General features: G+C 67.4%; 23 protein-coding genes. 9 read left to right on the forward strand and 14 right to left on the reverse strand.

What is annotated here, in order from left to right:
* Positions 1-123: 123 nt before the first annotated feature.
* The 5 genes from AC3WMR_RS12355 to AC3WMR_RS12375 all read right to left on the reverse strand — a co-directional run bounded on the left by AC3WMR_RS12355 (position 124) and on the right by AC3WMR_RS12375 (position 6,114).
* Positions 124-1,617, reverse strand: coding sequence for an MFS transporter (locus AC3WMR_RS12355; RefSeq protein WP_492265247.1), 1,494 nt, complete (start codon positions 1,615-1,617; stop codon positions 124-126).
* Positions 1,618-1,742: 125 nt separating this feature from the next.
* Positions 1,743-2,693, reverse strand: a complete 951-nt coding sequence (locus AC3WMR_RS12360; RefSeq protein WP_492265248.1) for a Bug family tripartite tricarboxylate transporter substrate binding protein — start codon at positions 2,691-2,693, stop codon at positions 1,743-1,745.
* 66 nt (positions 2,694-2,759) lie between these two features.
* On the reverse strand, positions 2,760-4,031 hold the full coding sequence (locus AC3WMR_RS12365; RefSeq protein WP_492265249.1) for a carboxylesterase family protein: 1,272 nt from the start codon (positions 4,029-4,031) through the stop codon (positions 2,760-2,762).
* Between the two features lie 172 nt (positions 4,032-4,203).
* Positions 4,204-5,154, reverse strand: coding sequence for an adenosine deaminase (locus AC3WMR_RS12370; protein ID WP_025135719.1), 951 nt, complete (start codon positions 5,152-5,154; stop codon positions 4,204-4,206).
* 12 nt (positions 5,155-5,166) lie between these two features.
* Positions 5,167-6,114, reverse strand: coding sequence for a LysR family transcriptional regulator (locus AC3WMR_RS12375; RefSeq protein WP_492265250.1), 948 nt, complete (start codon positions 6,112-6,114; stop codon positions 5,167-5,169).
* An 85-nt stretch (positions 6,115-6,199) separates the two neighbouring features.
* Here AC3WMR_RS12375 and AC3WMR_RS12380 point away from each other — a divergent pair, with 85 nt between their 5' ends.
* The 5 genes from AC3WMR_RS12380 to AC3WMR_RS12400 all read left to right on the forward strand — a co-directional run bounded on the left by AC3WMR_RS12380 (position 6,200) and on the right by AC3WMR_RS12400 (position 10,957).
* A complete protein-coding gene (locus AC3WMR_RS12380; protein WP_492265251.1) occupies positions 6,200-6,895 on the forward strand; it encodes a hypothetical protein in 696 nt (231 codons plus the stop codon).
* A 97-nt stretch (positions 6,896-6,992) separates the two neighbouring features.
* Positions 6,993-8,306, forward strand: a complete 1,314-nt coding sequence (locus AC3WMR_RS12385) for an MATE family efflux transporter (RefSeq protein WP_492265252.1) — start codon at positions 6,993-6,995, stop codon at positions 8,304-8,306.
* Between the two features lie 118 nt (positions 8,307-8,424).
* The gene (locus AC3WMR_RS12390) at positions 8,425-10,035 is read left to right on the forward strand and encodes a lytic murein transglycosylase (RefSeq protein WP_492265253.1); all 1,611 of its coding nucleotides are present in this window, start codon (positions 8,425-8,427) and stop codon (positions 10,033-10,035) included.
* 116 nt (positions 10,036-10,151) lie between these two features.
* The gene (locus tag AC3WMR_RS12395; protein ID WP_492265254.1) at positions 10,152-10,751 is read left to right on the forward strand and encodes a GNAT family N-acetyltransferase; all 600 of its coding nucleotides are present in this window, start codon (positions 10,152-10,154) and stop codon (positions 10,749-10,751) included.
* 20 nt (positions 10,752-10,771) lie between these two features.
* Positions 10,772-10,957 carry an oxidoreductase-like domain-containing protein gene (locus AC3WMR_RS12400; protein WP_492265255.1) on the forward strand — a complete coding sequence of 62 codons (186 nt, stop codon included), beginning with the start codon at positions 10,772-10,774 and terminating at the stop codon, positions 10,955-10,957.
* A gap of 67 nt (positions 10,958-11,024) precedes the next feature.
* On the opposite strand, the gene AC3WMR_RS12405 is transcribed toward AC3WMR_RS12400, so the two are convergent.
* The 8 genes from AC3WMR_RS12405 to AC3WMR_RS12440 form a co-directional block, all read right to left on the reverse strand.
* Positions 11,025-11,462 (reverse strand): acetyltransferase, encoded by a 438-nt coding sequence (locus tag AC3WMR_RS12405; RefSeq protein ID WP_025135726.1) that lies wholly within the window; start codon positions 11,460-11,462, stop codon positions 11,025-11,027.
* Between the two features lie 8 nt (positions 11,463-11,470).
* Complete coding sequence (locus AC3WMR_RS12410) at positions 11,471-13,210, reverse strand: M14 family metallopeptidase (RefSeq protein WP_492265256.1); 1,740 nt, start codon at positions 13,208-13,210, stop codon at positions 11,471-11,473.
* 115 nt (positions 13,211-13,325) lie between these two features.
* Complete coding sequence (locus AC3WMR_RS12415; protein ID WP_492265257.1) at positions 13,326-14,192, reverse strand: ABC transporter permease; 867 nt, start codon at positions 14,190-14,192, stop codon at positions 13,326-13,328.
* A 5-nt stretch (positions 14,193-14,197) separates the two neighbouring features.
* Positions 14,198-15,121, reverse strand: coding sequence for an ABC transporter permease (locus AC3WMR_RS12420; protein WP_025135729.1), 924 nt, complete (start codon positions 15,119-15,121; stop codon positions 14,198-14,200).
* A 73-nt stretch (positions 15,122-15,194) separates the two neighbouring features.
* Positions 15,195-16,727 (reverse strand): ABC transporter substrate-binding protein, encoded by a 1,533-nt coding sequence (locus AC3WMR_RS12425; protein ID WP_492265258.1) that lies wholly within the window; start codon positions 16,725-16,727, stop codon positions 15,195-15,197.
* A 52-nt stretch (positions 16,728-16,779) separates the two neighbouring features.
* Positions 16,780-18,633 carry an ABC transporter ATP-binding protein gene (locus AC3WMR_RS12430; protein WP_492265259.1) on the reverse strand — a complete coding sequence of 618 codons (1,854 nt, stop codon included), beginning with the start codon at positions 18,631-18,633 and terminating at the stop codon, positions 16,780-16,782.
* Between the two features lie 9 nt (positions 18,634-18,642).
* Positions 18,643-19,155, reverse strand: a complete 513-nt coding sequence (locus AC3WMR_RS12435) for a winged helix DNA-binding protein (protein ID WP_025135732.1) — start codon at positions 19,153-19,155, stop codon at positions 18,643-18,645.
* A 133-nt stretch (positions 19,156-19,288) separates the two neighbouring features.
* A complete protein-coding gene (locus AC3WMR_RS12440) occupies positions 19,289-19,786 on the reverse strand; it encodes an Lrp/AsnC family transcriptional regulator (RefSeq protein WP_492265260.1) in 498 nt (165 codons plus the stop codon).
* Between the two features lie 114 nt (positions 19,787-19,900).
* Between AC3WMR_RS12440 and AC3WMR_RS12445 the strand changes: the two genes are divergently transcribed.
* Positions 19,901-21,382, forward strand: a complete 1,482-nt coding sequence (locus AC3WMR_RS12445) for an aminotransferase class V-fold PLP-dependent enzyme (RefSeq protein ID WP_492265261.1) — start codon at positions 19,901-19,903, stop codon at positions 21,380-21,382.
* 113 nt (positions 21,383-21,495) lie between these two features.
* Here AC3WMR_RS12445 and AC3WMR_RS12450 read toward each other — a convergent pair whose 3' ends face one another.
* Positions 21,496-21,897, reverse strand: coding sequence for a hypothetical protein (locus AC3WMR_RS12450; RefSeq protein ID WP_492265262.1), 402 nt, complete (start codon positions 21,895-21,897; stop codon positions 21,496-21,498).
* A gap of 250 nt (positions 21,898-22,147) precedes the next feature.
* On the opposite strand from AC3WMR_RS12450, the gene AC3WMR_RS12455 reads away from it, so the two are divergent.
* The 3 genes from AC3WMR_RS12455 to fmdA all read left to right on the forward strand — a co-directional run bounded on the left by AC3WMR_RS12455 (position 22,148) and on the right by fmdA (position 26,141).
* Positions 22,148-23,113, forward strand: coding sequence for a nitrilase-related carbon-nitrogen hydrolase (locus AC3WMR_RS12455; protein ID WP_492265263.1), 966 nt, complete (start codon positions 22,148-22,150; stop codon positions 23,111-23,113).
* A 228-nt stretch (positions 23,114-23,341) separates the two neighbouring features.
* On the forward strand, positions 23,342-24,649 hold the full coding sequence (locus AC3WMR_RS12460; RefSeq protein ID WP_492265264.1) for an MFS transporter: 1,308 nt from the start codon (positions 23,342-23,344) through the stop codon (positions 24,647-24,649).
* Positions 24,650-24,911: 262 nt separating this feature from the next.
* Entirely contained in the window at positions 24,912-26,141 is a 1,230-nt protein-coding gene (gene fmdA, locus AC3WMR_RS12465; protein WP_492265265.1) for a formamidase, read from the forward strand.
* The last annotated feature ends 11 nt before the right edge of the window (positions 26,142-26,152 follow it).

Consider the following 26,152-nt stretch of genomic DNA (forward strand, 5'->3'; position numbering starts at 1 on the left):
ACAACCCCTTGATGCGATTTTTACCGATGCTTAAAAATGGCGTGGTTTGATTCCGGGCGCTGGAATTCCGAGGGCTGGAATGCCGCGCCGATGCGCGAGAAAACCGCGGTGCGTCGCGCGCATTTACGCCGCGTGCAGCACCGGCCGCGCGCCGCGCGTGACGATCAGCAGCAGCAACGCCGCCAGCACCGACATCGCACCGGCGCCCGCCATCGCGGCATGAAAGCCGCTGGCCAGGGCGTCGGCAAACAATGCCGCCACGCCGTCCGGCTGCGCGGGCAGCACATGCTGCGTGACGGCGGTGCGCGCCACGGCCTGCGCGTCCGGCTGGCCCAGGCGCGCCAGCGCCGTGGCCAGGTTGTCGACCGCGCGTCCGCTCATCAGCGCGCCCAGCAGCGCGATGCCGATGGTCATGCCCGTCTGGCGCAATGCGTTCATGGTGGCCGACGCCATGCCCGAGCGTTCGCGCGGCACCGTCGCCATGACGGCCATGCTGGTCGAGGGCACCGTCAACCCCATCCCCAGTCCCAGCACCACCATCAGCGTGCCGGTCAGCGCATAGGGGGTGTGCGCATCCAGGCTCATCATGCCCAGCATGGCCGCGCCGATCAGGCCGTAGCCGGCGATCATCAGGCGCGGCAGGCCGAAGCGCGCATTCAGTCGGCCGAACACGGTCGACACCAGGCCCGACGCCACGAACTGCGGCGCCAGCTGCCAGCCGCTGGCCAGCGGTGACAGACCCTGCACGTGCTGCAGGTACAGCGAGAAAAAGAACAGGCTGCTGTAGCCGCCAAAGCCCAACACGAAAGACGCGAAGTTGGTGACCGCGAACCCCGCGTCGCGAAACAGGCCCAGCGGCAGCAGCGGCCGCGCAACTTTCTGTTCGACCCACAGGAAGGCGACCAGGCTGACGCCGGCAATGGCCAGCGCGACCACGGCGTCCGGCGCTTGCCAGCCATGCTCGCCCGCGGCGATCAGGCCGTAGGTCAGGGCGCCCAGCCAGATCACGCTCAGCGCCTGGCCGGCGGGGTCGAACGCGGCGTGTTCGGGGTGTGCGCTTTCCTGGATGCCCCACAGGCCCAGCCCGATGGCCAGCGCGCCCACCGGCAGGTTGATGAGAAAGATGCTCTGCCAGCTGAAATGCGCCACCAGCACGCCGCCCAGCATCGGCCCCACGATCAGCGAGATGGCATTGCACGAGGCCCAGACGCCGATGGCCTGGGCCCGTTCGCGCGGCTCGGGAAAGGCCTGCGTCAACAGCGACAGCGCACCGGGAATCAGCAAGGCGCCGGCCACCCCCTGCACGGCGCGTCCGATCAGCAGCATCGGCAGGCTCTCGGCCACGCCGCACAGCGCCGAGCCCACGGTGAACAGCAGCACGCCTGCCAGCCACGAGCGCTTGCGGCCGTAGCGGTCGCCCAGCGGCCCCGCCGACAGCATGAAGGCGGACAGGAACAGTGCGTACGCATCGACCACCCACTGCAAGCCGGCCATGTCGATACGCAACGCGGCCTGCATGGTGGGCAGTGCCACGTTGACGATGCTGATGTCCAGGATGGTGATGAAGCTGCCCAGGTTGACGGCAAGCACCAGGGCGCGGCGGCGGCTAGGGGTCATACGGATCGACCAGGAAAGGGGGAAGACCGTATTCTATTTAGTGACTGACCGTCGGTCAATGAAAGAAAGCAGGGTTCCAGAAGAACAACCTGCCCATCCGTGACGGCGTGGGCAGGCAGGCGTCATCAATTCAGCTTGATCCCCAGTTCCTTGATCAGCGGCCCCATCTCGGCCCGGTCGGCGGCGATGGTGTCCGCCAGTTCCTGCGCGGTGCCGCCGATGGGAATCATGCCCAGCGTCTGCATCTGCGCCTTCATCGCGGGTTCCTTCAGGATGTCCGATACCGTCTTCTGGATCAGCGCCACCCGGTCGGCCGGCACGCCGGCCGGCGCCATCAGGCCGATCCACGGTTGCGGCGCGTAGTCCGTCATGCCGGATTCGCGCAGCGTCGGTGTGTCCGGCAGGCCGGCGAATCGCTCGGGGCTGGTGATGGCCAGCGCACGCAGGCGGCCGCTGTCGATCAGTCCCTTGGAACTGGACGGCGCATCCAGCCCCACGTCGAGCTGGCCGCCGATCAGGTCGTTCTGTGTCTTGCCGGACGACGACGACGGGATATACAGCGCCTTGATGCCGGCGCGCCGCGCGGTCTGCTCCCACACCAGGTGAAACGCGGTGCCGATCGAGAACGAACCCACCGACAGGTTGCGCGCGCGGCTTTCTCGCACGAAGTCCTGCCAGGTCTTGATCGGGCTGTCGGCAGGCACGATGAACAGGAACGGCGTGCGCGCCACCAGCGCCACCGGTTGCAGATCCTTTTGCGGATCGAACGGCAGGCTGTCCACCGCGAAGGGCACGATGGTCACGGACGAGGCCACCACCATGCCCAGCGTATAGCCGTCCGGGGCGGACTTGACCAGCGCGCCGGTGCTGATGATGCCGGACGCGCCGGGTTTGTTTTCCACCACGACCGCCTGGCCCCAGGCCTGCGACAGCTTGCTGGCCAGCACGCGCAGCATGACGTCCACCGGACCGCCCGGCGGGTTGGACACGATGATCTTGACCGGCTTGTCGGGATAGGCCGCGCTGGCGGCGGCGGGCAGCAGCAGGGCAAGCGAGATCGCGAGAGACTTGAACATGGATATTCCCCTTGTGTGTGTTTTGTCGGCAGTGCTGTGGCCACGCGTGGCGGGCCGGCATTCGCCTCAGTCCAGCGCGTGCAGGTGCGGCGCGGGCGGCCAGTCGGGGGCGTCGCCGCGGATGAAGGCGAGCCAGGCGCGCTGCGTCGTTTCGGTCAGCCGGGCCGCCTGCGCGGACGGCAGGCCGTGCAGCATGGGCGCGCTGGCGAACGCGTCCAGGGTGCCGAACACGAACGGCAGTTCGATGCAGTGGCAGGCGCGAAGAGCCTCGGTGGGCGCCACGTCAAATCGCGCCAGCCAGGCTTGGCGGCCCTGCGCGGCGGCATCTGCGGCCCACTGCCGCGATGGCGCGCCGAACACGGCTTCGCTGGCGGCCTGGCTGTCCGGGCCGGTGCCGTAGCCGGGAAACGCGGCCATCTCATCGCGGGTATAGGCCACCAGCACGTCGGCGCGGCCGGCGGCACGTTGCAAGGCCGGGGCGATGTCGGCCGGCAGCACCTGGCCATCCAGCACCGGGCCGAACAGGCTGCGGCGGCCGCCCTCGGCCTGTAGCGCCGCGACGACTTGCGGCGCCTGCTGGGCGGCGAGCAGGCGTTCGACGGGCAGGGCGCGGGCTGCTTGCAGCGTGGCGGCGCCAGCCGCTTCCAGGAAAACCTTGCCCAACGCGGCGGCCTGCGTCGAACTGCGAAAGCCGCGCCCCAGCGCAGCGCTCTGCAGGATCGCCCGGGCAAAGCGCGGCCGGCGCGCCAGCATGGCGCAGATCGACGAGGCGCCGGCCGACTGGCCCATCAGCGTGACGCGTTCGGGGTCGCCGCCCAGGGCGTCGATGTTGTCCATCACCCAGTCGATGGCGGCTTCCTGGTCCAGCAGCCCCACGTTGGCGGTCTGCCCCGGCACGTGCAGCCAGCCCAGCGCGGCCAGCCGGTAGTTCACCGCCACGACCACCACGCCGCCCCGCGCAGTCAGGCGCGCGCCGTCGTACCAGTCCAGCGCGCCCGCGCCGCTTTGCCAGGCGCCGCCATGCAGCCATACCACCACGGGCCGGCGCTGCGCATCGGCGGCCGGCGTCCAGACGGTCAGGTGCAGGCAGTCTTCCGATTGCAGCGCGTCAAAGTCGCCCATGGCGCCGCGCAGGCGCGAGGGCAACTGCGGCGGCACGGGGCCGGGGCGGGTGGCATCCCGCGGGCCTTCCCAGCGGGCGGGTTCGGGCGGTGCGAAGCGCAGCGCGCCCACGGGCGGCGCGGCATACGGAATGGCGCTGAAACGGCAGATGCCGTTCTCGTTGCGCAGGCCGGTCAGCAGGCCGGCGCGCAGCCGGGCCTGGACGGATTCGGTCATGGTGTTGCCCCTTGTCGTTGTCAGCATGGCGGCAACGCCTGAAGGCATTGCCGTCTTCGGACTATGGTAGGGACGAACGGGGCGGCCAGGACATGCTGGTTTCGATCCGGGCCATGCGGGTTGCGCATGGCCCGGCGACGGCTGGGGCCGAAGCCGTTTATGCCGAAGCCGCTTACTTCAGGATGCGCGCATCCATGCTGTTGTCAGCCAGGGCCTGCGCCTGGGCCTGGCTCATGCCCAGGTGCTCGTACAGCGCGTAGAAGTTCTCGGTGACGTAGCCGCCGAAATAGGCCGGGTCGTCGGAATTGACGGTGACCTTCACCCCCGCGTCCAGCAGCGACAGGATGTTGTGCTGCGACATGTGCTCGAACACGCGCAGGCGGGTGTTGGACAGCGGACACACGGTCAGCGGAATCTGCTCGTCGATCAATCGGGCCATCAGGCGCGGATCTTCCGCGGCGCGCACGCCGTGGTCGATGCGCAGCACCTTCAGCAGGTCCAGCGCTTCCCAGATGTATTCCGGCGGGCCTTCTTCGCCCGCGTGCGCCACGGCCGGCAGCCCTTCGGCGCGGGCGCGGTCGAAGACGCGCTGGAACAGCCGCGGCGGAAAGCCTTTTTCGCTGCTGTCCAGGCCCACTGCGATGAAGGCGTCGCGGTAGGGCAGCGCTTGTTCCAGCGTGCGCATGGCCTGTTCTTCGGGCAGGTGGCGCAGAAAGCTGAGGATCAGGCCGCTGCTGATGCCCAGCTTCTTGCGGCCGTCTTCCAGCGCCTGGCTGATGCCGCCCAGCACGGCGGCGAACGGCACGCCGCGGTCGGTGTGGGTCTGCGGATCGAAGAAGGGTTCGGTGTGCACCACGTTCTGCTCGTGGCACTTGACCAGGTAGTCCCAGGTCAGGTCGTAGAAGTCCTGTTCGGTGCGCAGCACGTCGGCGCCCAGGTAGTACAGGTCCAGGAATTCCTGCAGGTTGCCGTAGTTGTAGGCGCCGCGCAGCGCATCGATATCGGGCCACGGCAGCGCCACGCCGTTACGGCGGGCCAGCCGGAACAGCAGCTCGGGTTCCAGCGAGCCTTCCAGGTGCAGGTGCAGTTCCGCCTTGGGCAGGGCATTGAGCCAGTCGTACATGGATGGATGCTCCTAATCAGTGTTAACAGGCGCTGGATGGGGGGCTTGAGCCATAACGGCCTGGGCCAGCGTGTCCGCGAATGCGCGGGCCTGGCGGGTGCTGGGCCGGTCGCGGCGCCAGATGGCGGCCAGCGGCGATTTGCGCAGGGCGGGGCGGGCCGCCAGCACCACGACTTCGCCGCGCGCCTCGCGCACCGCCGCGACGCTGCCCGGCAGCATCCACAGATAATGGCCTTCCAGCAGCATTTCGCGGCCGAATTCCAGCGACAGGGCGCCGATCATATCCGGAATCGGCAGGCCCGCCTGGTGCAGCAGCATTTCCAGCTCGCCGCGGATGCGGCTGCCGGGCAGGGCGGTGATCCACGGATAGGCCACGCATTCGGCCAGGTCGGCATCGGGCCGGCCCGCCAGCGGATGGTTCGGCCCGCAGGCCAGCACCACGGCGTCTTCCAGCAAGGTGGCCGACCGATAGACCTGCGGATTGACCGTGGACGAAAAACGGCTGATCAGCACGTCCAGCGCGCCCGCGTCCAGGTCTTCGATCAGGCGCTCGTGCGTGCCGATCTCAAGCGTGAGCGTGATGCGCGGATAGGCCTGGCGAAAGCGCGTCGCCGCCTGGGCCACGGGCCAGCCCGCGAACATGGAAAAACAGCCTACGGTCAGGCTGCCTTCGTCGCCGCGGGATAGCGCGGCCAGGTCGATCTCGGCCTTGCGAAAGCCCGTCAACAATTGGCGGGCATGCCGGCACATGGCCTCGCCCAGCGGCGTGCAACTGGTGCCGCGGGCCGTGCGCTCGAACAGCCGCGCACCCACCAGCTCCTCGATTTCGGCGATGGCCCGCGACAGGCCCGACTGCGTGCTGTGCAGTTGCGTGGCCGCCTTGGACAGGTTGCCCAGCTCGGCCACCGTCAGCACGATTTCCAGGTGCCGGGTGCGGAGTTTTCCTTTGAAGGGCGTCATGGGGGCGGCGGGTGAGGGGCAATCCGCCGATTATTCCCGCCCGCCACGGCCTTGGCAACGCGGGGTTTCGGTATAGTGCGTGGCCATGGGACACAACACGATGGTAATGAAGATGGCGTTGGCGGCCGCGGCGCTGGCCAGCCTGTCGGCCTGCGGCGTCTCCACCGTGGACGACGTACGCGTGACCTGGCCGGATTTCAAGCAGGGCGCGCCGCTGGTGCTGCCGTCGGACCCGGCCCAGTGCCCGGACCTGTCCGGCACGTATCTCGCGGCTGGCGAACTGCGCGGCGGCAAGGCCTCGGTGGCCGGTCTGTCCGACCTGCAGCGCTTTCTGGCCAACGCGCTGGCGCTGCCGGGTCTGCAAGACACCGCCGAACGCCAATGGCAGCCCACGGCCGCGGCCCGCGTCACGTTCAAGCGCGTGCCCGAGGGCTGGCGCATCCTGGCAGACGACGGTCGGGGCGGGGGCAATGAAACGCTGCTGCGGCAACGCGACGGGGCCGCCGACCCGGATCCTGTCAATCCCGCCGACCCGCCCCTGTTCGGCGCCAGCCGCTATACCGGCTGCACCCAGGGCCGCTTTTGGGTCACGGCGCGGCGCGACTGGCATCAATACGAATCCATGGGCGTGTATCGCTACGTCGCACTGCTGCGGCCGCAACAGGGTGGGCTGCTGGTCAGCGTGCAGCGCGAGTCCCACAGCATCGGCCTGTTGCCGTGGTATTCGTCCGACAGCGACCAGGCGCAATACTGGTTCGCGCCGGCGGCTGCGCGTCCATGAGGCGCATGAGCGCCCGACGGCGAGCGGATCGAACCGCGAGGGACGCGGCTTGACGAGCGCGGCGGCCTCTTGCGCCGCAGCGGTGCCCGCGCGTTTCGTGTCCGGACCGCTGCGCGGCCACGTGCTCGAAATGGTGCTGACCGGCTGGACCAGCATGCTGGCCGTCTTCGGCGTGGAATTCCTGACCCTGCTCTATCTGGGCACGCTGCGTGACGAGGCGGTACTGGCCGCGGTGGGCTTCGGGTCGATGACGCTGTTCACCGTCATCTCGGTCGCCATGGGCGTGACGGTGGGCGGCGTGGCGCGGGTGTCGCGCGCGCTGGGGGCGGGCGATCCGCGGCAAGCGCGCCGCATGGCGGCGGCCTCGCTGGTGCTGATGGCAGTGGCCATGGCCGTGTCCGCGGCGCTGTACCTGGCGGCCATCGGCCCGTTCACGCAGGCCATCGGGCTGGCGCCCGAGGTGCGGGCGCGGTTGCTGTCCTACGTGGCCATCACCGCGCCGTTCGCCACCGTGATGGGCCTGGGCATGATGCTCTCCAATCTGCTGCGCGCCGCCGGCCATGGCCGGCAATCCATGTGGGTGCTGCTGGCCGGCACGGCCACCGTGGCGGTGCTGGATCCGCTGGTGATCTTCGTGCTGGACGGCGGCATGGTCGGGGTGGCCTGGGCCGGCGGCGTCGGGCGCGTGGCGACGCTGGCGCTGGGCGGCTGGCTGGTCTTCGGCAAGCACCGGCTGGTGGCGCGCCCCGAGCGGGCACGCCTGGGCGCCGACCTGGCCGCCGTGGGCCGCATTGCCTTGCCCGCCGGCCTGAGCGCGCTGGCCACGCCTGCCGCCGTCATCTTCACCGCGTCCACCTATGCCGGCTTCGGCTCCAGCGTCATGGCCGGCGCCACCGTGGTGGACCGGGTGCTGCAACTGTCATATTCGATGTTCTTCGTGCTGCCCGGCGCCATCGGGCCGATCCTGGGGCAGAACCTGGGGGCGGGGCAGTGGGACCGGGTGCGCCGCACCGTGCGCCTGACCGCCGCCATGGCGCTGATGTACGGTTTTGGCGCCGCCGTGCTGCTGGCCCTTCTTGGGCCGTGGATCGCAGACCTGTTCCAGGTGTCCGGCGAAGGCCGCGAGCTGGTGCTGTTCTTCTGCCGCTACGGCAGCTTCGCCTGGGCGGTCAATAGTCTCTTTTTCGTGTCCATTGCCGTCTTCAATAATCTTGGCCATGCCACCTATGCCACCGCCATCGGCTGGCTGCGCGCCACCGTGGGCACGTTGCCGTTCGTCTGGCTGGGGGCGCACTATGGCGGACCCGAAGGCGTGCTGCTGGGTCAGACCCTGGGCTTTGCGCTGTTCTCGCTGCTGGCGATGGCGCTGTGCGTGCGCGTGCTGCGCCGCCCGCCGGCGGGCATGCGGTAACGATCTCTTTCGGGCTGGCGGGACGGTCGTTACCGATGGATAAATCGGTGCCACTGGGTTCGATTTCGGCGGCCGGTCGGGGTACGATCCGGGCTGACTCCGATTTTTCAGGATTGCCATGCGTCAGCATTCCCTTCGCGCCCGAATTGATCCCTTTGCCCGCGTGGTCCTGGCCGCCGCATTCTGCGCCGCCGCCACGGGCATCGCCCAGGCCGAGGGGCCGTCGTCGGCCACGGGCTCGCGCAGTTCCGCCAGCCAGCCGGCGCCCGCGCCGGTGCTCACGCCCAAGCGCAGCTTCGACGACCCGGCAACCCCCCCCGCCGCCGCACCGGCGCCTGCCGCCGACCCCGATTCGTCCTTGCCGGGCTTGCCGTCGCGCACCCGCGTGCCCGATGCGGCCCCCGCGCCTGCGGCGGCTCCCGCCGCGGCGCCGGCACACGCCGCACCTGCGGCCACGGCCACCCCGGCGCCCGCCGCCGCGCCTGCCCCGGCACCCGCGCCTGCCGCATCCGCCACGTCGCCCAAGGTCATCATCCCGACCGAACTCGACACCAAGGCCTGCATCGCCAAGCTGCGCAAGGGCGCCACGGCCAACGGGCTGACGGTGGCCGACTGGGACAAGTACACGGCCAACGCCAAGCTGCTGCCCACCACCGTCGCGTCCGCCCAGGGCCAGCCCGAAGGCCGCGAATCCTGGTGGGACTACATCGCCAAGACGGTCGACGATGAACGCGTCAACGACGGCCGCGGCGTGCTGGCCAAGTATGGCAAGCAGCTGGACGCCATCAGCCAGCAATACCAGGTAGATCCGGCCACGCTGGTCGCCATCTTCGGCATCGAGACCAACTACGGCCGCCAGGTCGGCAAGACCGACGTGCTCAACGCCTGGCTCACCCGGGCCTGCACCGAAAACAAGACCCTGTGGGAAAAGAACGCCTACGCCTCGGTGCGCCTGCTGCGCGATGGCGTGGTACAGCCCGACAGCTTCGTGGGTTCCTGGAGCGGCGCCTTCGGCATGACGCAGTTCATCCCGACCTCGTTCTACGAACTGGCCGCCGATGGCGACGGCGACGGCAAGATCGATCTCTACAATTCGCTGCCCGATGCCCTGGCGTCCACCGCCAACCACCTGCGCAAGCGCCGCGCCAAATGGACCCACGGCCTGCCCGCCGTGGTCGAAGTGCGCGTGCCGGCCGACGTGGCCGCCGCCATCCCGCCCGCGCCGGACGCCGAATACGTCGGCTCGCAAGACCGCCGCAGCATCGCGCAGTGGGCCCAGGCAGGCCTCAAACAGGGCAATGGCTCGGCACTGAAGCTGGCCTCGGGCAACGACGAACAGGCCTATCTGTTCGCGCCCACCGGCGCCACCGGCCCGATCTTCCTGGCCACGGTCAATTTCGACGCGATCCTGCATTACAACCAGTCGCGCCGTTACGGGCTGGCGGTGTCGCTGCTGCTGAATCGCCTGCAAGGCGGCCCGGCGCTGGCCACCGCCTGGCCCACCGACGACCCGGGTCTGTCGCGCGCTCAGATCAAGTCGGTGCAGGAAATGCTCATCAGCCTGGGCTACGACATCGGCATCGCCGATGGCATCCCCGGCGCCAAGACCCGCGATGCGGTCCGCGCCGAACAGGAAAAGCGCAACCTGCCGCAGGACGGCCGGGTCGGCAAGCGCATCTACGACGCGCTCAAGACGTCGGGCGACGTCAAGGCCAAGCCGGGCGCCTGAAGCAAGGGGCTTACACCGCGTGCACGTCACGGTGTAAGCCACCTCAGCCATGGCCGTGCGGCAGCGCGCTGGGTATGATGCAGGGCATCGTCCCCCTTGCCCCGCCGTTCGCTTCCATGCCGTCCTCCTTGCTGCCCGAATCGTTCGTCACTCCCCGCTTGCGCGCCGAGCGCATGTCGCAGACCCACCTGCCTTTCATCACCGCTATGCACGCGGACGCCGCCCTGATGGCCACAATGGGCGGCACCCGCGATGCCACGTCCACGCGGCGCTATGTGCAGCACAACCTGCTGCATTGGGCCGAGCGGGGCTATGGCATGTACGTGCTGACCGAGCGCGACAGCGGCGCGCTGGCGGGCCGCGCCGGGCTCAAGCTGGCGCTGGCGGGCGACGTGGAACACGTAGAAATTGCCTACGCCTTCCAGACTGCCTGTTGGGGCCGGGGCTATGCTTCGGAAATCACACGGGCGTTGCTGGCGCTGGGCTTCGAGCGCTTGCCGGTGCAGGCGCTGAGCGCCGTGGCGGTCGTGGCCAATGCGGCGTCGCTGCGGGTGATGGAAAAATGCGGTCTGCGCTGGATCGACACCGCCGGTGAGGGCGATGCCCGCAAGCTGCGCTACGAAATCCGGCGCGAGCAATGGCAGGCGATGGCGGCCGGGCAAGCGGACGGCACAGCCACCGGTGCCGGGCCCGGCGGCGCTAACATGGCGTCATGAATGCCGTTTTGAAGCCCGCCATGACTACCCGCGACATCCCGCCCGCAATCGACGACGATCCCCCGCCCGTTCTCCCCGAAGCGCCCGCACCCGAAGAATGCTGCAACAGCGGCTGCATTCCCTGTGTGTACGACACCTATAACGAAGCGATGGACGCGTACCGCGACGCGCTCAAGGCCTGGCGCGCGCGCCACGGCCAAGCCTAGCAAGGTAAAGCCGGGAAGAGGGGATTACCCCGCTGGGGGGGCTACGCAAGCGTAGCCACTGGGCGGTTCAGCCCGCCAGCTTCATGTGGATGATCGGCCGCGGCCGGCCGGCCGCGTCGGTTTCCGATCGGCCCACGTCCTGGAACCCATAGTGCTTGTAGAAGCCGTGGGCCTGGGGGTTCTGTTCATTGACGTCCACCTGCAGGCTGCCGTGCAGCGACAGCGCAAAGTTCAGCAGGCGGCGGCCCGCCCCTTTGCCGCGCTTGTTGGCGTCGACGAACAGCATTTCCACCTTGTTGCCGTTCAGGCCCATGAAGCCGGCGACTTCGCCGGTATCGTCTTCACAGACCCAGACGCGTACCGACGGCAGGTAGGTGTTGAGCACCTGCGGGTACATGGCCTGGATTTCCTTTTCGGTCAGGAACGTGTGGGTGGCCCGCACCGAACGAAGCCAGATGTCCACCAGGGCAAGATCGTCGCCGTGGTTGCGTTCTCGGATGTTCATGTCAAGCGCTACAAGCCCGATCGGTAGATGTCAGTGGCCGCCAAGACGGTTTCCATTTGCACAGTATGCGCGAAAACGAAACGGTCCCCGTACACGGTTTCATCCGGAAACTCGGAAATCAACGCCATCGGCAGCGCTTCCCGGTCGGTCTCCGTGACCTGTACGGGGATGCCGTTCAGCACATCGAATCCGGTTTCGAGTGCGTGGGCGTGGAATAGTTCAAGTTGGCGGGCGTTGAATTCCACCAGGCCCGGCACGTTGCGGGCCAGGCGCGCCGTCACGCCTTCGATCAGGCGGCGGGCGCGTTCGTGCCAGCCCGGGTGGTGGCGCAGCACCAGGAAAAAGCCCTTGGGCACGGTCCACAGCTCGAAATGACGTGGCAGGTAGCCCGACAGGGGACGGGTCCACTCGTGTGCCGGGTAGCCGTGCAGGTTGATGTGCAGTTGCGCGCCGCTGATGGCGTGCGCCTGGTGGCGGCCGTCGCGCTCGAAGAACGGCGCGTGTTCGCGGTAAGCGATGTCGTCGCCTAGCGCGCTGTAGCGCGAGGCATGCAGCATGTGGCGAGGATGCTGTTCGCGCAGGCGGTTGAACAGCGCATAGCCGTCGGGGTTTTCCGAGGCGATCAGCGCGAAGTGCGCGTCGCCGCGCGCCTTGAGGGCTTCAGCTGCGCGCAGCGCGCCGACCACGCCGGACGTTTCGTTGGCGTGCTGTGCGCCCGAAATGAACACCGCAGGACCCGGGCCACGCAGGTAGGTGCCCAGCACCGGACGGCCCTGGCGCGACACGGCCTGGAATTCGTCGCCGGCCAGCGCGGCCACACAGCCGGCAATCTGCGCGGCGGGCAGCGGTTCGCGTTGCTGGGCCAGCGGCGTGGCAAGCGGCGCGGGCGTCACCGGCGCGGGCGGCGCAAAGGGTTCCAGCGTCATCATCACGCGCGCCGCGCCATCGTGGCGGCGGACATCGGGAATGATCTGGCCGGGCTGCAGGCCGCGGTCGCCGGACGGGCGGCCGGAATGCTGCTGGAAGTGTTCCAGCAACGAGAAATACAGGTCTTCGTGCAGCGCCTCGAAGGTGCTGACGATTTCTTCGTCCACCGGCAGGGCGAAGTCCATGCCCGGCAGATCGACGCGGATTTCCAGGCGGTCGAAGTACGGTTCGTGGGCGCCCCAGGCATGCTGGCGCACGGTATCGACGATGCTGCGGAACGCTTGCTGGTATTCGGTGGCCTGCGGGCCGTCGGTCTGCACGGCGCCGTCGGCGTCGCAGACGCGCAGCCAGCCGGTGGGCGACAGTTCGGGCGTGCCGTCCTGGGCCTGGCCAAGCTGGTTGGGGGCGAATACGCGCGTCTCTACGCGGCGGCCGTCGGCATAGGCCAGGGTGACGTCGTAGTGCAGGTCGGCTGCGCCCGCGCGCATCGCGACGCGCACGCCGGGCAGCAGGGCGACCAGCGGATAGGCTTCCAGCGTGAAGCGCTTGGCCTGGGCGTGTTCGTGCAGCGGGTAGCGCAGGTCGACGGACACCAGGCCGTCGCGCTCGACTTCTTCCAGGAAGTAATGCAGCAGCGGCTTGTAGGCGCTGCGAAAACGCGCCGTGACGCCCGCCTGCGCCAGCCGGGCCTCGGCCTCGCGCCGCGCGTCGACGCCCTCGAACAACCACCCCTCGACCGCCGCTCCACGCCAGGCCGGCGCCTTGTAGGCGTGGATCCACGCGTCAAGCGTGCGGTCGAATGTCTTTTCCAGCAAAACCATTGTCACAAGTCCTCAAGTGCTCTCATTGGCGGCCCGCCCCGCCGCCGGGCCGCCCCAAGGCGGGGCCGCCCCCTCGGGGGCCAGCAAGCCCGCGCAGCGGGTGCGGCGTGGGGGCTCACACTTTTCCGGTGGGATCCAGGCGGTCGCGCAGCCAGTCGCCTAGCAAATTCAGGCCCAGTACCGTCAGCATGATCGCCAGCCCCGGAAACACGCTGACCCACCAGGCCGTCTGCATGTAGGTGCGGCCATCGGCCAGCATACCGCCCCAGCTCGGAATCATCGGGTCCACGCCCAGCCCCAGGAAGGTCAGGCTGCTTTCAAGCAGGATGTTGTTGGCGACGTTCAGCGTCATCAGGATCACCAGCGGGCCCAGCAGGTTGGGCACGATGTGATGGCGGATCATGGCCAGGTCGCGCACCCCGAAGGCGCGCGCGGCCAGCACGAACTCGCGTTCGCGCAGCGCCAGCACCTGTGCCCGGACCAGGCGCGCATACTGCACCCACTGCGAAATGATCATGAAGAAAATGACGTTGAACAGCCCGCCGCCCAGGATCGCGATGAAGGTGATCGCCACCAGGATGAACGGCAGCGCCAGCTGCACGTCGGCAAAGCGCATCACGATCATGTCCCAGAAGCCGCGGTAGTAGCCGGCGATCAGGCCCATGACGATGCCCAGCAGCGCGCCGCCCAGCACCGAAATGAAACCGACCATCAGCGAGATCTTGCCGCCCACGATCACGCGGGCCAGCACGTCGCGGCCCAGCGGGTCGGTGCCGAAGGGGTGGGCCGCGGTCGTGAACGGCGCGGTCAGGCGGGCGGCCAGGTCCATGGCTTCGCCGCCGTCGGGAAACAGCCAGCCCGAGGTCAGCACCAGAAGAACCATGAGGCCGGTCAGCACGGCGCCCAGCACGAATTCCAACGAACGGTAGCGGCTGCGCGGCTTGGGGGCCGCGGGCGCGGCGGTGGGAGTGGGGGTCTGCATAGGGCTTAGCGCGTGCGGATTCGGGGATCGACGATGCCGTAGGCGATGTCGACGATCAGGTTGACCAGGACGATGACGGCGGCCAGCACGGTGACCGTGCCTTGCAGCACCGGGTAGTCGCGGCCGGAAATGGCGTCGAACGCCAGCGTGCCCAGGCCGGGCCAGTTGAACACCATCTCGATGACGACGATGCCGCCGATCAGGCCGCCGAACTGCAGGCCGAGGTAGGTGATGAGCGGAATCGCGCAGTTGCGCAGCGCGTGCTTGTACAGCACCACGCGTTCCTTCAGGCCCTTGCTGCGCGCCACCATGATGTACTGCGCGGACAGCGTTTCCAGCATGGTGGTGCGCACCAGCCGGATATTGGTCGCCGACAGGATGATGGCCATCGTCAGCGACGGCAGCACCAGGCTGGCCGGACCGCTCCAGCCGGACGGCGGCAGCAGCGGGAAGGTGATCGACAGCAGCAGCACCAGCATCAGCGCCAGCCAGAAATTGGGAAACGACAGACCCACCAGCGACAGGATGCGGATGGTCTGATCGGTGGCCTTGCCGCGCTTGATGGCGGCCTGGATGCCCAGCGGCAACGAAATCAGGATCGACGCGATCAGCGACGTGAAGGCCAGCATCAGCGTGGCGGGCAGGGCGTCGCCGATGAGCTTGGCGACCGGCGTGCCGCCCATGAAGCTGCGGCCGAAGTCGCCGTGCAGCAGGCCTTGCATGTAGCTCAGGTATTGCACGTGGAACGGCCGGTTCAGGCCCAGCGCCTGGCGGATGTTGGCCAGGTCCTGCTCGGTCACGCTGCCCGAGCCCTGGCTGAGCATCAGCGCGGGGTCGCCGGTCAGGCGTACGGCGTAGGAAACAAGCAGCGTCACGGCCACGATCACGAAGACCGCCTGCAACACGCGTTTAATCAGAAATCCGGTCATGAGGCGCCACCCCGATTTTCACCGGGGTGGGTCAGTAGAGTTAATGCATCAGGGCGCAAGGCGCCTCGGGGGGTTAGTCCACCGACGTTTCGACGAAGCGGAAGCGGATGTCGCCCGGGACTTCCAGGTTCTTCACGCGCTTGTTCACGCCCACGATCGTGTTCAGGCTGTACAGCGGCAGTTCCAGCGCCTGGTCGGCCACGTAGCCGGCGATTTCCTGCAGCATGGCTTCGCGCTTCTTCACGTCATAGACGGTGCGCTGGGCTTCCAGCATGGCGTTCAGCTTGGCGTCGTTGTCGTACGGGTTCCACTTCTGGCCCGAGTGATACATCAGGTAGGCCGTGTTGTCGTAGTCGTACGTCCAGCCGCCCCACTGGTTCTGCCACATCTCGCCGGTCTTGCCGCCGGGGATGATGTCGTTGAGCAGCACGCCGGTTTCGTACGGCTTGATGGTGGCGCGCACGCCCACCGCCTGCAGGTAGCCCGACACCGCCTGGGCCACTTCGCGGAAGTTCGAATCGCTGCCGCGCACGTCGATCTGCACGGTGGCGCCGGCCTTGATGCCCGCGCCGGCCAGCAGCTTCTTGGCCTCGGCAGGGTTGAACGGCAGGGGCTTCTGGTCGGGGTTGTAGCCGAACGACTGCGGGCCCTGGAAGCTGGCGATGGTCTTGGCCTGGCCCAGCAGCAGCTGCTTGACGATGGCGTCGCGGTCCACGGCCATGATCAGCGCGCGGCGCACGTCGCGGTTCTGCGTGATGCCGGTCTTGGTGTTGTAGCGCAGTGCGAAGGCCACGGGGCCGCCGGTGGAAATGACGTCGGCGTTGCCCGACTTTTTCACGGTCTCGATCAGGCCCAGCGGGATCAGCGTGGCGACGTCGATGCGGCCGGCCTGCAGCTCGGCCACCTGGGTGCCCGGTTCGCCGATGAAGCGGTACACCACCTTGTCCAGCTTGGGCTTGCCGCCCCAGTAGTCGTCGTTGCGCGCCAGGGTCACGTTGACCTTGGGCTGGTAGCTTTCGAACTTGAACGGGCCCGTGCCGACCGGGTGGGTGTTGAAGTTGTCTTCGCCCTTTTCCTGGATGTACTTGGGCGGCACGATCATGGCGCCGTAGCCGGCCAGCTTGGTCAGCAGTACCGGGTCCGGCTGCTTCAAGATGAAGTCGACGGTGTATTCGTCCACCACCTTGACCTCGCCGATCGAGTCGTAGTTGGACTTTTGCGGGCCCTTGGCGCCTTCGGCGCCCAGCAGGCGTTCAAAGGTGAACTTCACGGCTTCGGCGTTGAAGGGTTCGCCGTTGTGGAACTTCACGCCCTGGCGCAGGGTAAAGCGCAGGCGCTTGTTGTCGTCCAGGTATTCCCACTTGGTGGCCAGGCCCGGTTGCAGCTTCAGGTCGGCGCCGCGCATCGTCAGGCCGTCGTACAGGTTGCTGCCGACCGAACCCCAGAAGGTCACGAAAGTGTCGATCGGGTCCCAGCTGCCCGGGTCCTGGTTGATGGCCACGTTGAGCGTGCCGGCGGCTTGCGCGGTCGACAGGACCGCGGGCAGCGCGCCGCCCAGCGCCAGGGCCAGGGCGGTGGCGGTGAAGGTTTTGCGTAGGGAGAGCATGTTCAACTCCAGGGACGGGAAATCGGGCGGGCCGACGTGAAAAAGGGGAAGGTCAAGCGGCGCGGGCCACACGGTGGCCGGGCGCGAATTCAACCAGGGGAATGATCGCGGGTTCGTCGCCCACGCGCCGCACCGGGCTGGGGATCTCGCCTTCGATCAACGAGGTATCGATGTGACGGCCCGGCTCGGCCACGGGCACGGCGGCCAGCAGCTTGCGGGTGTAGGCATGCTGCGGCGATTCGAAGATCTGGCGGCGGGTGCCCAGCTCGACGATCTGGCCCAGGTACAGAACCGCCACGCGGTGGCTGACCTTTTCCACCACCGCCATGTCGTGGGTGATGAACAGGTACGACAGGCCGCGGTCTTTCTGCAGGTCCATCAGCAGGTTCAGGATCTGCGCCTGGATCGATACGTCCAGCGCCGACACCGATTCGTCGGCGATGATCAGCTTGGGGTTGCTGGCCAGGGCGCGCGCGATGCACACGCGCTGGCGCTGGCCGCCCGAGAACTCATGCGGATAGCGGCGGGCGTGTTCGGGCTTCAGGCCCACCTGCTCGAGCAGTTCGCCCACGCGGCGCGCGATGGCGTCTTCGCCCGTCAGCAGGCCGTGGGTGCGGATCGGTTCGGCGATGCTGAACGCCACCGTCTTGCGCGGGTCCAGCGAGGCGTACGGATCCTGGAAGATGTATTGGATTTCCTGGCGCAGGCGCTGGCGGCCGGCGCTGTCCATCGAAAAGATGTCCTGGCCGTTGTAGCGCACCGCGCCGGAGGTCGGCGCCACCAGTTGCTGCAGCGTCTTGCCGATGGTGGACTTGCCGCTGCCCGATTCGCCCACCAGCGCCAGCGTTTCGCCGGGGTAGACGTCAAAGCTCACTTCTTCCACCGCGTGCACGCGGTGCGTGACGCGGCCAAACAGGTTGTGGCCGACATCGAAGCGGGTGGTCAGCTTTTCCACGCGCAGCACCGGCTCGTCGTAGCGGGCGGTGTCCTGCTCGCGGGTCTCGCCTACTTCGCGCAGCGTGTCGCCTTCCAGCACCGTCTGCGGCGTGCGCAGCGGCAGGTCGCGGCCGGTCAGGCTGCCCAGGCGCGGCACCGCCGCCAGCAGCGCGCGGGTGTAAGGGTGCTTGGGCGCGCGGAAGATCTCTTCCACGGTGCCTTGTTCGACCTTCTTGCCGCGCAGCATCACCACCACGTCGTCGGCCATCTCGGCCACCACGCCCATGTCGTGCGTGATGAAGATGACGGCCGTGCCCAGGTCGCGTTGCAGTTCGCGCACGGTGTTCAGGATCTGCGCCTGGATGGTGACGTCCAGCGCGGTGGTCGGTTCGTCGGCGATCAGCAGCCGTGGCTGGCACGACAGCGCCATGGCGATCATCACACGCTGGCGCATGCCGCCCGACAACTGGTGCGGGTAGCGGTCCAGCAATTGCTCGGCGTCGGGCAGGCGCACTTTTTCCAGCAGGGCGCGCGCCGATTTGCGCGCGGCCGAACGCGACAGCTGCTGGTGCAGCATGATCGCTTCAATGATCTGGTCGCCGATCGTGAACACCGGGTTCAGCGAGGTCATCGGTTCCTGGAAGATCATCGCGATGTCGTTGCCGCGGATCGCGCGCATCTGCTCGTCCGACGCGGCGGTCAGGTCGACTTCCTGGCCGGCGCTGTTCTGGAACAGGATCTTGCCGGTGGTGATGCGGCCGTTGTTGTAGTCCGTCAGCCGCATGATGGCCATGGACGTGACCGACTTGCCCGAGCCGGACTCGCCGACGATGGCCAGCGTCTTGCCCGGCCGCACGTCGAAGTCCAGGTCCTCGACGGCGCGGAACACGCCGTTCGCGGTGTTGAAATCGACCGACACGCCGCGCACGGACAGGAGCGGCTGGCGGAAAGAGGCAAGGGTGCTAGACAACGTAAATTCTCACAGCGAGGTGGCGGCGCGGGCAGCCTGGTCGTACAGGCCCGACAGGGCGCGCAGGGTATTGGCCAGCTGGCGGCTGGCGTCGTCCGCGGCGGGCGAATCGATGAACGGCTTGACCAGGCATTGCTCGCGCACTTCGGCGTAGCGCTGGATGGCGGCCGCGCCGGCGTCGGTGGTGGTGTAGACCACTTCCTTGCCGGTCTTGGCGCTTTGCACCACGCCCAGGCGCTCGAGCTTCTTGAGCGAGTAGTTCACCAGGTGGGTGTCTTCGACATTGAGCGTGAAGCAGATGTCGGCCAGCTTCTTGCCGCGACCGCGATGGAACACGTGGTTCAGCACCAGGATGTCCAGCGAGGTCAGTTCCGGCAGCCCGGCACAGGCCATGCAGCGCACCATCCAGCGGTTGAAGGCATGCGACGCGATGATCAGGCCGAACTCCACCTCGGACAGCTCCGGGGCGGACGAGGCGAGATGGGAGGAGGAAACAATGGCGTCCCGGACGGAAACAGACATGGGCGGCAAGTTGGGGACGGATCGACAACAAAACGTTGGCGAATTATTGACGATTTGTCGATATGCGGGCATCGGGGATAACCCGTGGATATATGCCGCCCCGGGGCCTCATGACTGGCAGTTATTGGGGCCGCTAGCCGGGCGTGCCGTCTTCGACGGTGCCCGCCAGTTGCGTCAGGTCGGGCGGCCGGTTCTCGATGATGGCTTCCATGCTGAAGAAGCCCGTCACCGTCGACAGCTCGAAATCGGTGATCAGCTTCTGGTAGAAGCGGTCGTAGCCCGCGATGCCGCGGCAGGTGACCTTGATCAGGTAATCCCAGTCGCCCCCGATGCGGTAGAACTCGGTCACCTCGGGCAGGCGTTCCACGTGGCGCCGAAAGCCGTCGGCCCAGTCCTTGGCGTGGTGGCTGGTGCGGATCATCACGAATACGGTCAGGTCCAGCCCCAGCGCGACCAGGTTGACCTGGGCGCGGGTGCCGCGAATGATGCCGCTGGCGTTCAGGCGCTGCAGCCGGCGCCAGCAGGCGTTCTGCGACAAACCGACCCGATCGGCCAGCTCGCGCTGCGACAGCGAACCCTCGCGTTGCAGGCTGGCGATGATACTTAGATCAAATTTGTCTATTTTTTCCATGAATTCGATCATATGAACGGTTTTTGATTATTTTCGCCAAAATTTAGGTGAGGTTTCAAATTTATTTCCACCGTATGATATTCCGAGATAAATCCCTGTCCTCGTCTCATCATCATGTCTACCCAAGCGACCCCGGCCACCACAGGGCCGTTGCGCCAGTTTCAAGAATCCCTTGCCTCCGCCGACATCGCCGCCGCCCTCGCCGACGGGCTGATCGGCAAGGACGCCGTCATCGACGGCCCCTACGGCGCCAAGCCGCTGGTCTATGCCGACTACGTCGCGTCGGGCCGCGCGCTCATGCAGGTCGAACGCTTCGTGCTCGAGCACGTGCTGCCTTACTACGCCAACTCGCACACCGAGGCCTCGTACTGCGGCGGCTTCATCACCCGCCTGCGCCGCGAAGCCCGGGCCGTGGTCGGCCGCTGTTGTGGCGCCGATGACGAACACGCCGTGATCTTCTCGGGCTCGGGCGCTACCCTGGGCATCAACCGCCTGGTGCACCTCTTGGGCGTGTCCGCCGCGGTGGCGGCCGGCCGCAAGGTCCGCGTCGTCATCGGCCCCTACGAACACCATTCCAATATCCTGCCGTGGCGCGAATGTGGCGCCGAACTCATTTCGGTGGCCGAAAGCCCGCTGGGCGGCCCCGACCTGGCCGAACTGGACGCCGCCTTGCAGGCCCCGGCCGGCACGCTGGTCGTCTGCGCGCTGTCCGCCGCGTCCAACGTGACCGGCATCGTGGCCGACGTCGCTGCGGTCACCCGCCGCGTCAAGCAGACGGGCGCGAAAATGGTCTGGGACTATGCCGGCGGCGCGCCTTACCTGGACATCCGCATGTCGCCCGCGGCCGACGCCCTGATCGACGCCATCGTGTTCTCGCCGCACAAATTCATCGGCGGCCCGGGCGCGTCCGGCATCCTGATCGTGCGCCGCGACGCCGTGGTGCCGGATACGCCCACGTTCCCGGGCGGCGGCACCGTCAAGTTCGTCTCGCCGGCCGGCCACGACTACAGCGCCAGCCTCGAGGCCCGCGAAGAAGCCGGCACGCCCAATGTGGTGGGTGACATCCGCGCCGCGCTGGTGTTGTTGGTGAAAGACGCGCTGGGCGCCGACTTCATGCAGCGCCGCAACGCCGACCTGGTGCAGCGCGCGCTGGCCCGCTGGCAGGGCGCGCCCCAGCTGGAATTGCTGGGGTCGCTGACCGCGCCGCGCCTGCCGATCTTTTCCTTTCGCGTGCGCAACGGCCGCGGCGGCTTCGTGCACCAGCAACTGGTGACCCGCATGCTGAGCGACCGTTTCGGCATCCAGGCCCGCGGCGGCTGCGCCTGCGCCGGGCCGTACGTGCATCAGTTGCTGAACATCGACGCGGCCGAATCCGCGCAGATGCGTCAGGCGATTCTGGCGGGGCGTGAAATCGAAAAGCCCGGCTTCATCCGCCTGAATTTCAGCGTGCTGCTGGCCGATGCCAAGGCCGATTTCATCCTGGATTCGGTGCTGGCGCTGGCGGCCGACGCCACCGACTTCGAAGCCGATTACGACTTCGATCCCAGCCGGGCGATCTTCTTTCCGCGTGTCGCCGAGGCAGAAGCCGTCGGCTGAGCGGCCTGCCTGCCGGGGTTGCCCTGAACGTCGGCCGTGAATGCGGCCGACGTTTTCATTTGGGCGGCGGGCCGCCGCGCGGGAGCAGGCTTGGCGGGGTCACGCGCTTGTCGTCACGGCTGCTTCATGTAGGGACCGCAGGTGTCGATCCATGCGGTCTTCTTCGCGGCCAGATTGTCCGGCAGCGTCGTCATGGCCTGCACGGTCTTGTCCGGAAACGCGCCGCCGTTGCGCGCGCATTGCTCGTAGTCGTCCACCAGCGCGAATTCCATGTCCAGCAGGTCCAGGCGGCCCTGGCACAGCAGTGAATTCAACTGGTGCAGATTGGTCACTTCGCGCTTGGTCTGTACCGTGACAGCCTCGTTGTAGCGGGCGACGCTGGCGTCGAATTGCGCCACGCATTGCGCGTCGGTCTGCGCCGACGCGGGCAGCGCCACGGCAAACAGCAATGCGGCGAGCAAGGACGCAGCATGGGACGTGCGGGGCAGGGGGCTGGGGGCGCTGGGCAAGGACATGGACGTGGGCTTCCGTTGCGGCGAGGCCGCGAAATGCGATGGCGGCATCATAACTGCCGGCTCGGATACGTCCGATAAGCAATGCCTACTGGCGGCCCATTCTGCAATGCCTGGATGCAGGTTTTTCAAATCTTCCTGCAAATCAATGGCTTGAACAAAACCTGCGGTTGACCCGGACGTGGAACCCCGTATATCGGTGTGCTCCCGCCTTGGCCAGAATCGGCTGGTCCGTCTTTCCAAGGCCCCCGTCATGACCTTCCGCGCTGCCATCGTCCAAGCCGGCTCCGTGCCGTTCGACACCCCCGCCACGCTTGCCAAGGTGGCCCGCCTGACTGCCGACGCCGCCGCCACCGGCGCCCGTCTGGTCGTGTTTCCCGAAGCCTTCGTCGGCGGCTATCCCAAGGGCGCCACGTTCGGCGCTTCGGTCGGCGGCCGTAGCGCCCAGGGCTATCGCGACTTCCAGCGCTACTTTGATGGTGCCATCGTGGTCCCCGGCCCGCATACGGCCTGCCTGGCCGACGTGGCGGCGCGGCACCAGGTGCACCTGGTCATCGGCGTCATCGAACGCGACGGCGGCACGCTGTACTGCACGGTCCTGTTCTTCTCGCCGCAAGGCGAACTGCTCGGCAAGCATCGCAAGGTCATGCCGACCTTCATGGAACGCCTGGTGTGGGGCTTTGGCGACGGCGCGACCTTGCCCGTCTTCGATACGCCCCTGGGCAAGCTGGGGGCGGTGATCTGCTGGGAAAACTACATGCCCCTGATGCGCATGGCCATGTACGCCAAGGGCGTGCAGATCTACTGCATGCCCACCGCCGACGACCGCGAATACTGGACGTCCACCGCGCGCCATGTCGCGCTGGAAGGCCGCTGCTTCGTCCTGTCCGCCTGCCAGTACCTCACCCGCGCTGCCTTCCCCGACGACTACGACGCCGTGCAAGGCAACGCGCCAGACACGGTTCTGATGCGGGGTGGCAGCGTCATCGTCAGCCCCGGCGGCGATGTGTTGGCCGGCCCGGTCTACGACCAGGAATGCATTTTGTCGGCCGACCTCGATCCCGATGAAATCGTGCGCGGCAAGTTCGTGTTCGATGTGGCCGGCCATTACAGCCGGCCCGATATCTTCAGCCTGCACGTGGACGAACGCGCCAAGCCGCCCGTCAAGACCACGCGCGACGCGCCCGGAGAACCGCCCGCCGACTTGGCGCTGCCCTAGTGGTGCTGCCTTAGCGGCGCTGCCCTGGTAGGGCTTCTCTGGTAGTGCTGTCCTGGTTATGCCGCCCTAGCAGTGCCGCACCTGATGGTGCTGCCCTGGCTTGGCGCTGCCCAAGCCCAGCCTGCCCCCCTCGTGGCGCCCGCACGGTATTGCCCCTGCGCCAGGGCTGTCACACCCGTCTGCCGCACCGGCTTGCCGCACTCAACCTTCGCCTTTTCCTGGAACACCATGCCTGAACGCCAGCCGCAAGCGACCGCTCCCCTTCACGCGTCCGAACTGCGACGGCGCGCCATCGCCGTCGGCATCGGCAACTTCATGGAATGGTTCGATTTCGCCATCTATGGCTATTTCGTCGTGCTGATCGGGCGCACCTTCTTCCCGTCGTCGGCGCCCGGCATATCCCTGCTGTCGTCGCTGGCCGTGTTTGCCGTGGGCTTTCTGTCACGGCCGCTGGGGGCGCTGGTGCTGGGCCCCTTGGGGGACCGCCTGGGCCGGCGCGCGGTGCTGATGATCACCGTATTCGGCATGGGCGTGGCCACCACGCTGATCGGCCTGTTGCCCGGCTACGACACCCTGGGCATGGCCGCGCCCGTGCTGCTGATCCTGCTGCGTTTCGTGCAGGGCATGATGGTGGGCGGCGAATGGTCGGCTGCCTGCATCTACATCGTGGAAAGCGCGCCGCATGGCGGCCGTGGCAAGGCGGCCGCATTGCTCACCAAGACGGCCGCCGCCGCGTTCCTGGGCGGCACCTTCGTGGCGGCGGTCATTTCGTCGGTCCTGTCCGAGCAGGACGCCGCCAGCTGGGGCTGGCGCATGCCGTTCGTGGCGTCCATCCTCATGACCGTCGTGGCGCTTTACATCCGCCGACGGCTGGGCGACACGCCCGTCTACGAGGCCGTGCAGAAGCGCCGTGAAAACAATGAAATCCAGGCCGTTCCCGCCGCAGAGAAATGGCGCGCCTTCGTCGTCACGTTCGCCTACGCGGCGTTGTTCGGGGTGTCGTTGTATTACTTCATCACCTACGCCAATACGCATCTGACGCAGACCGTGGGCCTGCCCAAATCCACCGCGCTATGGCTGTGCAGTGCGGCATTGGTGTTCTACACGTTGCTGCACACGGCCATCGGCCGGTTCAGCGACCGCTTCGGCCGGCGCCCCGTCGTGCTGGCCTCCGCAGTCAGCTTGACGGTGCTGGGGTATCCGATCTTCCTGCTCATGAATACCGGCCATCCCGCGGCGGTGCTGGCGGCGCTGTGCCTCTTGGCGGTACCGGTCGCCATGGCCGGCGTGATGGACGTCGTGCTGCTGGTCGAGATGTACCCGGCCTCGATCCGGTCCACCGGGGCCGCCATCGGGCAGAACGTCGCCGTGGCAGTGCTGGCCGGCCCGGCGCCGTTCATCGCTGCCGCACTGATCCAGTATTCGGGCAACCCGACCTTGCCGGCCGCCTATCTATGCGGGGTGGCGGCGCTGTCCGGCGTCGTGTTGTGGGCACTGCTGCCGGAAACCCGCGACAAGGATATCTCGCAGGGCTGAGGGCAGGGGCGGTAGGGCAGGGAGAATAGGGCGGCGCAATAGGGCGGCGCGATGGAGCGGGATGGGGCACTGCGTATAAACCCAGTTTACGGACGCCCGAAACTGGCCTACCGTGCAAGACGAATCGCGGGCTTGCACGAACGGTTCCAAGTGGCCAATTCAAGCGTCCAGTTCAAGCCGCGCCGCCCGCCCGTCCGCGATTGAAGTTCTGTTTTATCAACACTTTTGTTTTGCCAAAACACTACGTTGGAGATGAAAGAGAATGACCGATACGCTCATCCGGGTCGACCTGGCCCAATCCCCCTACGAAAACAAGCAGATCCACAACCGCTGGCATCCGGACATTCCGATGGCGGTGTGGGTCAAGCCCGGTGATGACTTCATCCTGGAGACCTACGACTGGACCGGCGGCGCGATCAAGAACGACGACAGCGCCGACGACGTGCGCGACGTGGATCTGTCCACCGTGCACTTCCTGTCGGGCCCGGTGGGCGTAGAGGGCGCCGAACCCGGCGACCTGCTGGTGGTGGACCTGCTGGACATCGGCGCCAAGCCCGACAGCCTGTGGGGCTTCAATGGATTTTTCAGCCGCACCAACGGCGGCGGCTTCCTGACCGACCATTTTCCGCATGCGCAGAAATCCATCTGGGACTTTCACGGCATGTTCACGTCGTCGCGGCATATCCCGGGCGTGAATTTCGCCGGGCTGATCCACCCCGGCCTGATCGGTTGCCTGCCCGACCAGAAGCTGCTGGACACCTGGAACCAGCGTGAGCAGGCACTGATCGACACGAACCCCAACCGCGTGCCGCCGCTGGCCAACCCGCCCGCGCCCAAGACGGCGCACATGGGCGCCCTGCAAGGGGCCGACCGCGACCGGGCGGCGGGCGAAGGCGCGCGCACCGTGCCGCCGCGCGAACACGGCGGCAACTGCGACATCAAGGACCTGTCACGCGGTGCGCGGGTGTTCTTCCCCGTGTACGTCAAGGGCGGTGGCCTGTCGGTGGGCGACCTGCATTTTTCGCAGGGCGATGGCGAAATCACCTTTTGCGGCGCCATCGAAATGGCGGGCTGGGTGCACATGCGCGTCACGCTCATCAAGGGCGGCATGGAAAAATACGCCATCAAGAATCCCATCTTCAAGCCCAGCCCGATCACGCCGGCCTACAAGGACTACCTGATCTTCGAAGGTATTTCGGTGGACGAGGGCGGCCAGCAGCACTACCTGGACGTCAACGTGGCGTACCGGCAGGCCTGCCTGAACGCCATCGAATACCTGAAGAAGTTCGGCTATTCCGGGGCGCAGGCCTATTCCCTTCTGGGTTGCGCGCCGGTGCAGGGGCATATCAGCGGGGTGGTGGATATTCCCAACTCGTGCGCCACGCTGTGGCTGCCCACCGAAATCTTCGATTTCGACATCCAGCCGTCGGCATCCGGACCGGTCAAGCACATCAAGGGCGGCATCGACATGCCCTTGTCGCGCGATCGCTGACCCCGGCGCAC

Source organism: Achromobacter sp. FW305-C-28 (genome assembly GCF_058783235.1).

Coding starts and splice junctions, on each gene's coding strand:
- AC3WMR_RS12355 (WP_492265247.1), bottom strand. CDS start 1,617: ATGACCCCTAGCCGCCGCCGCGCCCTGGTGCTTGCCGTCAACCTGGGC.
- AC3WMR_RS12360 (WP_492265248.1), bottom strand. CDS start 2,693: ATGTTCAAGTCTCTCGCGATCTCGCTTGCCCTGCTGCTGCCCGCCGCC.
- AC3WMR_RS12365 (WP_492265249.1), bottom strand. CDS start 4,031: ATGACCGAATCCGTCCAGGCCCGGCTGCGCGCCGGCCTGCTGACCGGC.
- AC3WMR_RS12370 (WP_025135719.1), bottom strand. CDS start 5,154: ATGTACGACTGGCTCAATGCCCTGCCCAAGGCGGAACTGCACCTGCAC.
- AC3WMR_RS12375 (WP_492265250.1), bottom strand. CDS start 6,114: ATGACGCCCTTCAAAGGAAAACTCCGCACCCGGCACCTGGAAATCGTG.
- AC3WMR_RS12380 (WP_492265251.1), top strand. CDS start 6,200: ATGGGACACAACACGATGGTAATGAAGATGGCGTTGGCGGCCGCGGCG.
- AC3WMR_RS12390 (WP_492265253.1), top strand. CDS start 8,425: ATGCGTCAGCATTCCCTTCGCGCCCGAATTGATCCCTTTGCCCGCGTG.
- AC3WMR_RS12395 (WP_492265254.1), top strand. CDS start 10,152: ATGCCGTCCTCCTTGCTGCCCGAATCGTTCGTCACTCCCCGCTTGCGC.
- AC3WMR_RS12400 (WP_492265255.1), top strand. CDS start 10,772: ATGACTACCCGCGACATCCCGCCCGCAATCGACGACGATCCCCCGCCC.
- AC3WMR_RS12405 (WP_025135726.1), bottom strand. CDS start 11,462: ATGAACATCCGAGAACGCAACCACGGCGACGATCTTGCCCTGGTGGAC.
- AC3WMR_RS12410 (WP_492265256.1), bottom strand. CDS start 13,210: ATGGTTTTGCTGGAAAAGACATTCGACCGCACGCTTGACGCGTGGATC.
- AC3WMR_RS12415 (WP_492265257.1), bottom strand. CDS start 14,192: ATGCAGACCCCCACTCCCACCGCCGCGCCCGCGGCCCCCAAGCCGCGC.
- AC3WMR_RS12420 (WP_025135729.1), bottom strand. CDS start 15,121: ATGACCGGATTTCTGATTAAACGCGTGTTGCAGGCGGTCTTCGTGATC.
- AC3WMR_RS12425 (WP_492265258.1), bottom strand. CDS start 16,727: ATGCTCTCCCTACGCAAAACCTTCACCGCCACCGCCCTGGCCCTGGCG.
- AC3WMR_RS12435 (WP_025135732.1), bottom strand. CDS start 19,155: ATGTCTGTTTCCGTCCGGGACGCCATTGTTTCCTCCTCCCATCTCGCC.
- AC3WMR_RS12440 (WP_492265260.1), bottom strand. CDS start 19,786: ATGGAAAAAATAGACAAATTTGATCTAAGTATCATCGCCAGCCTGCAA.
- AC3WMR_RS12445 (WP_492265261.1), top strand. CDS start 19,901: ATGTCTACCCAAGCGACCCCGGCCACCACAGGGCCGTTGCGCCAGTTT.
- AC3WMR_RS12450 (WP_492265262.1), bottom strand. CDS start 21,897: ATGTCCTTGCCCAGCGCCCCCAGCCCCCTGCCCCGCACGTCCCATGCT.
- AC3WMR_RS12455 (WP_492265263.1), top strand. CDS start 22,148: ATGACCTTCCGCGCTGCCATCGTCCAAGCCGGCTCCGTGCCGTTCGAC.
- AC3WMR_RS12460 (WP_492265264.1), top strand. CDS start 23,342: ATGCCTGAACGCCAGCCGCAAGCGACCGCTCCCCTTCACGCGTCCGAA.
- fmdA (WP_492265265.1), top strand. CDS start 24,912: ATGACCGATACGCTCATCCGGGTCGACCTGGCCCAATCCCCCTACGAA.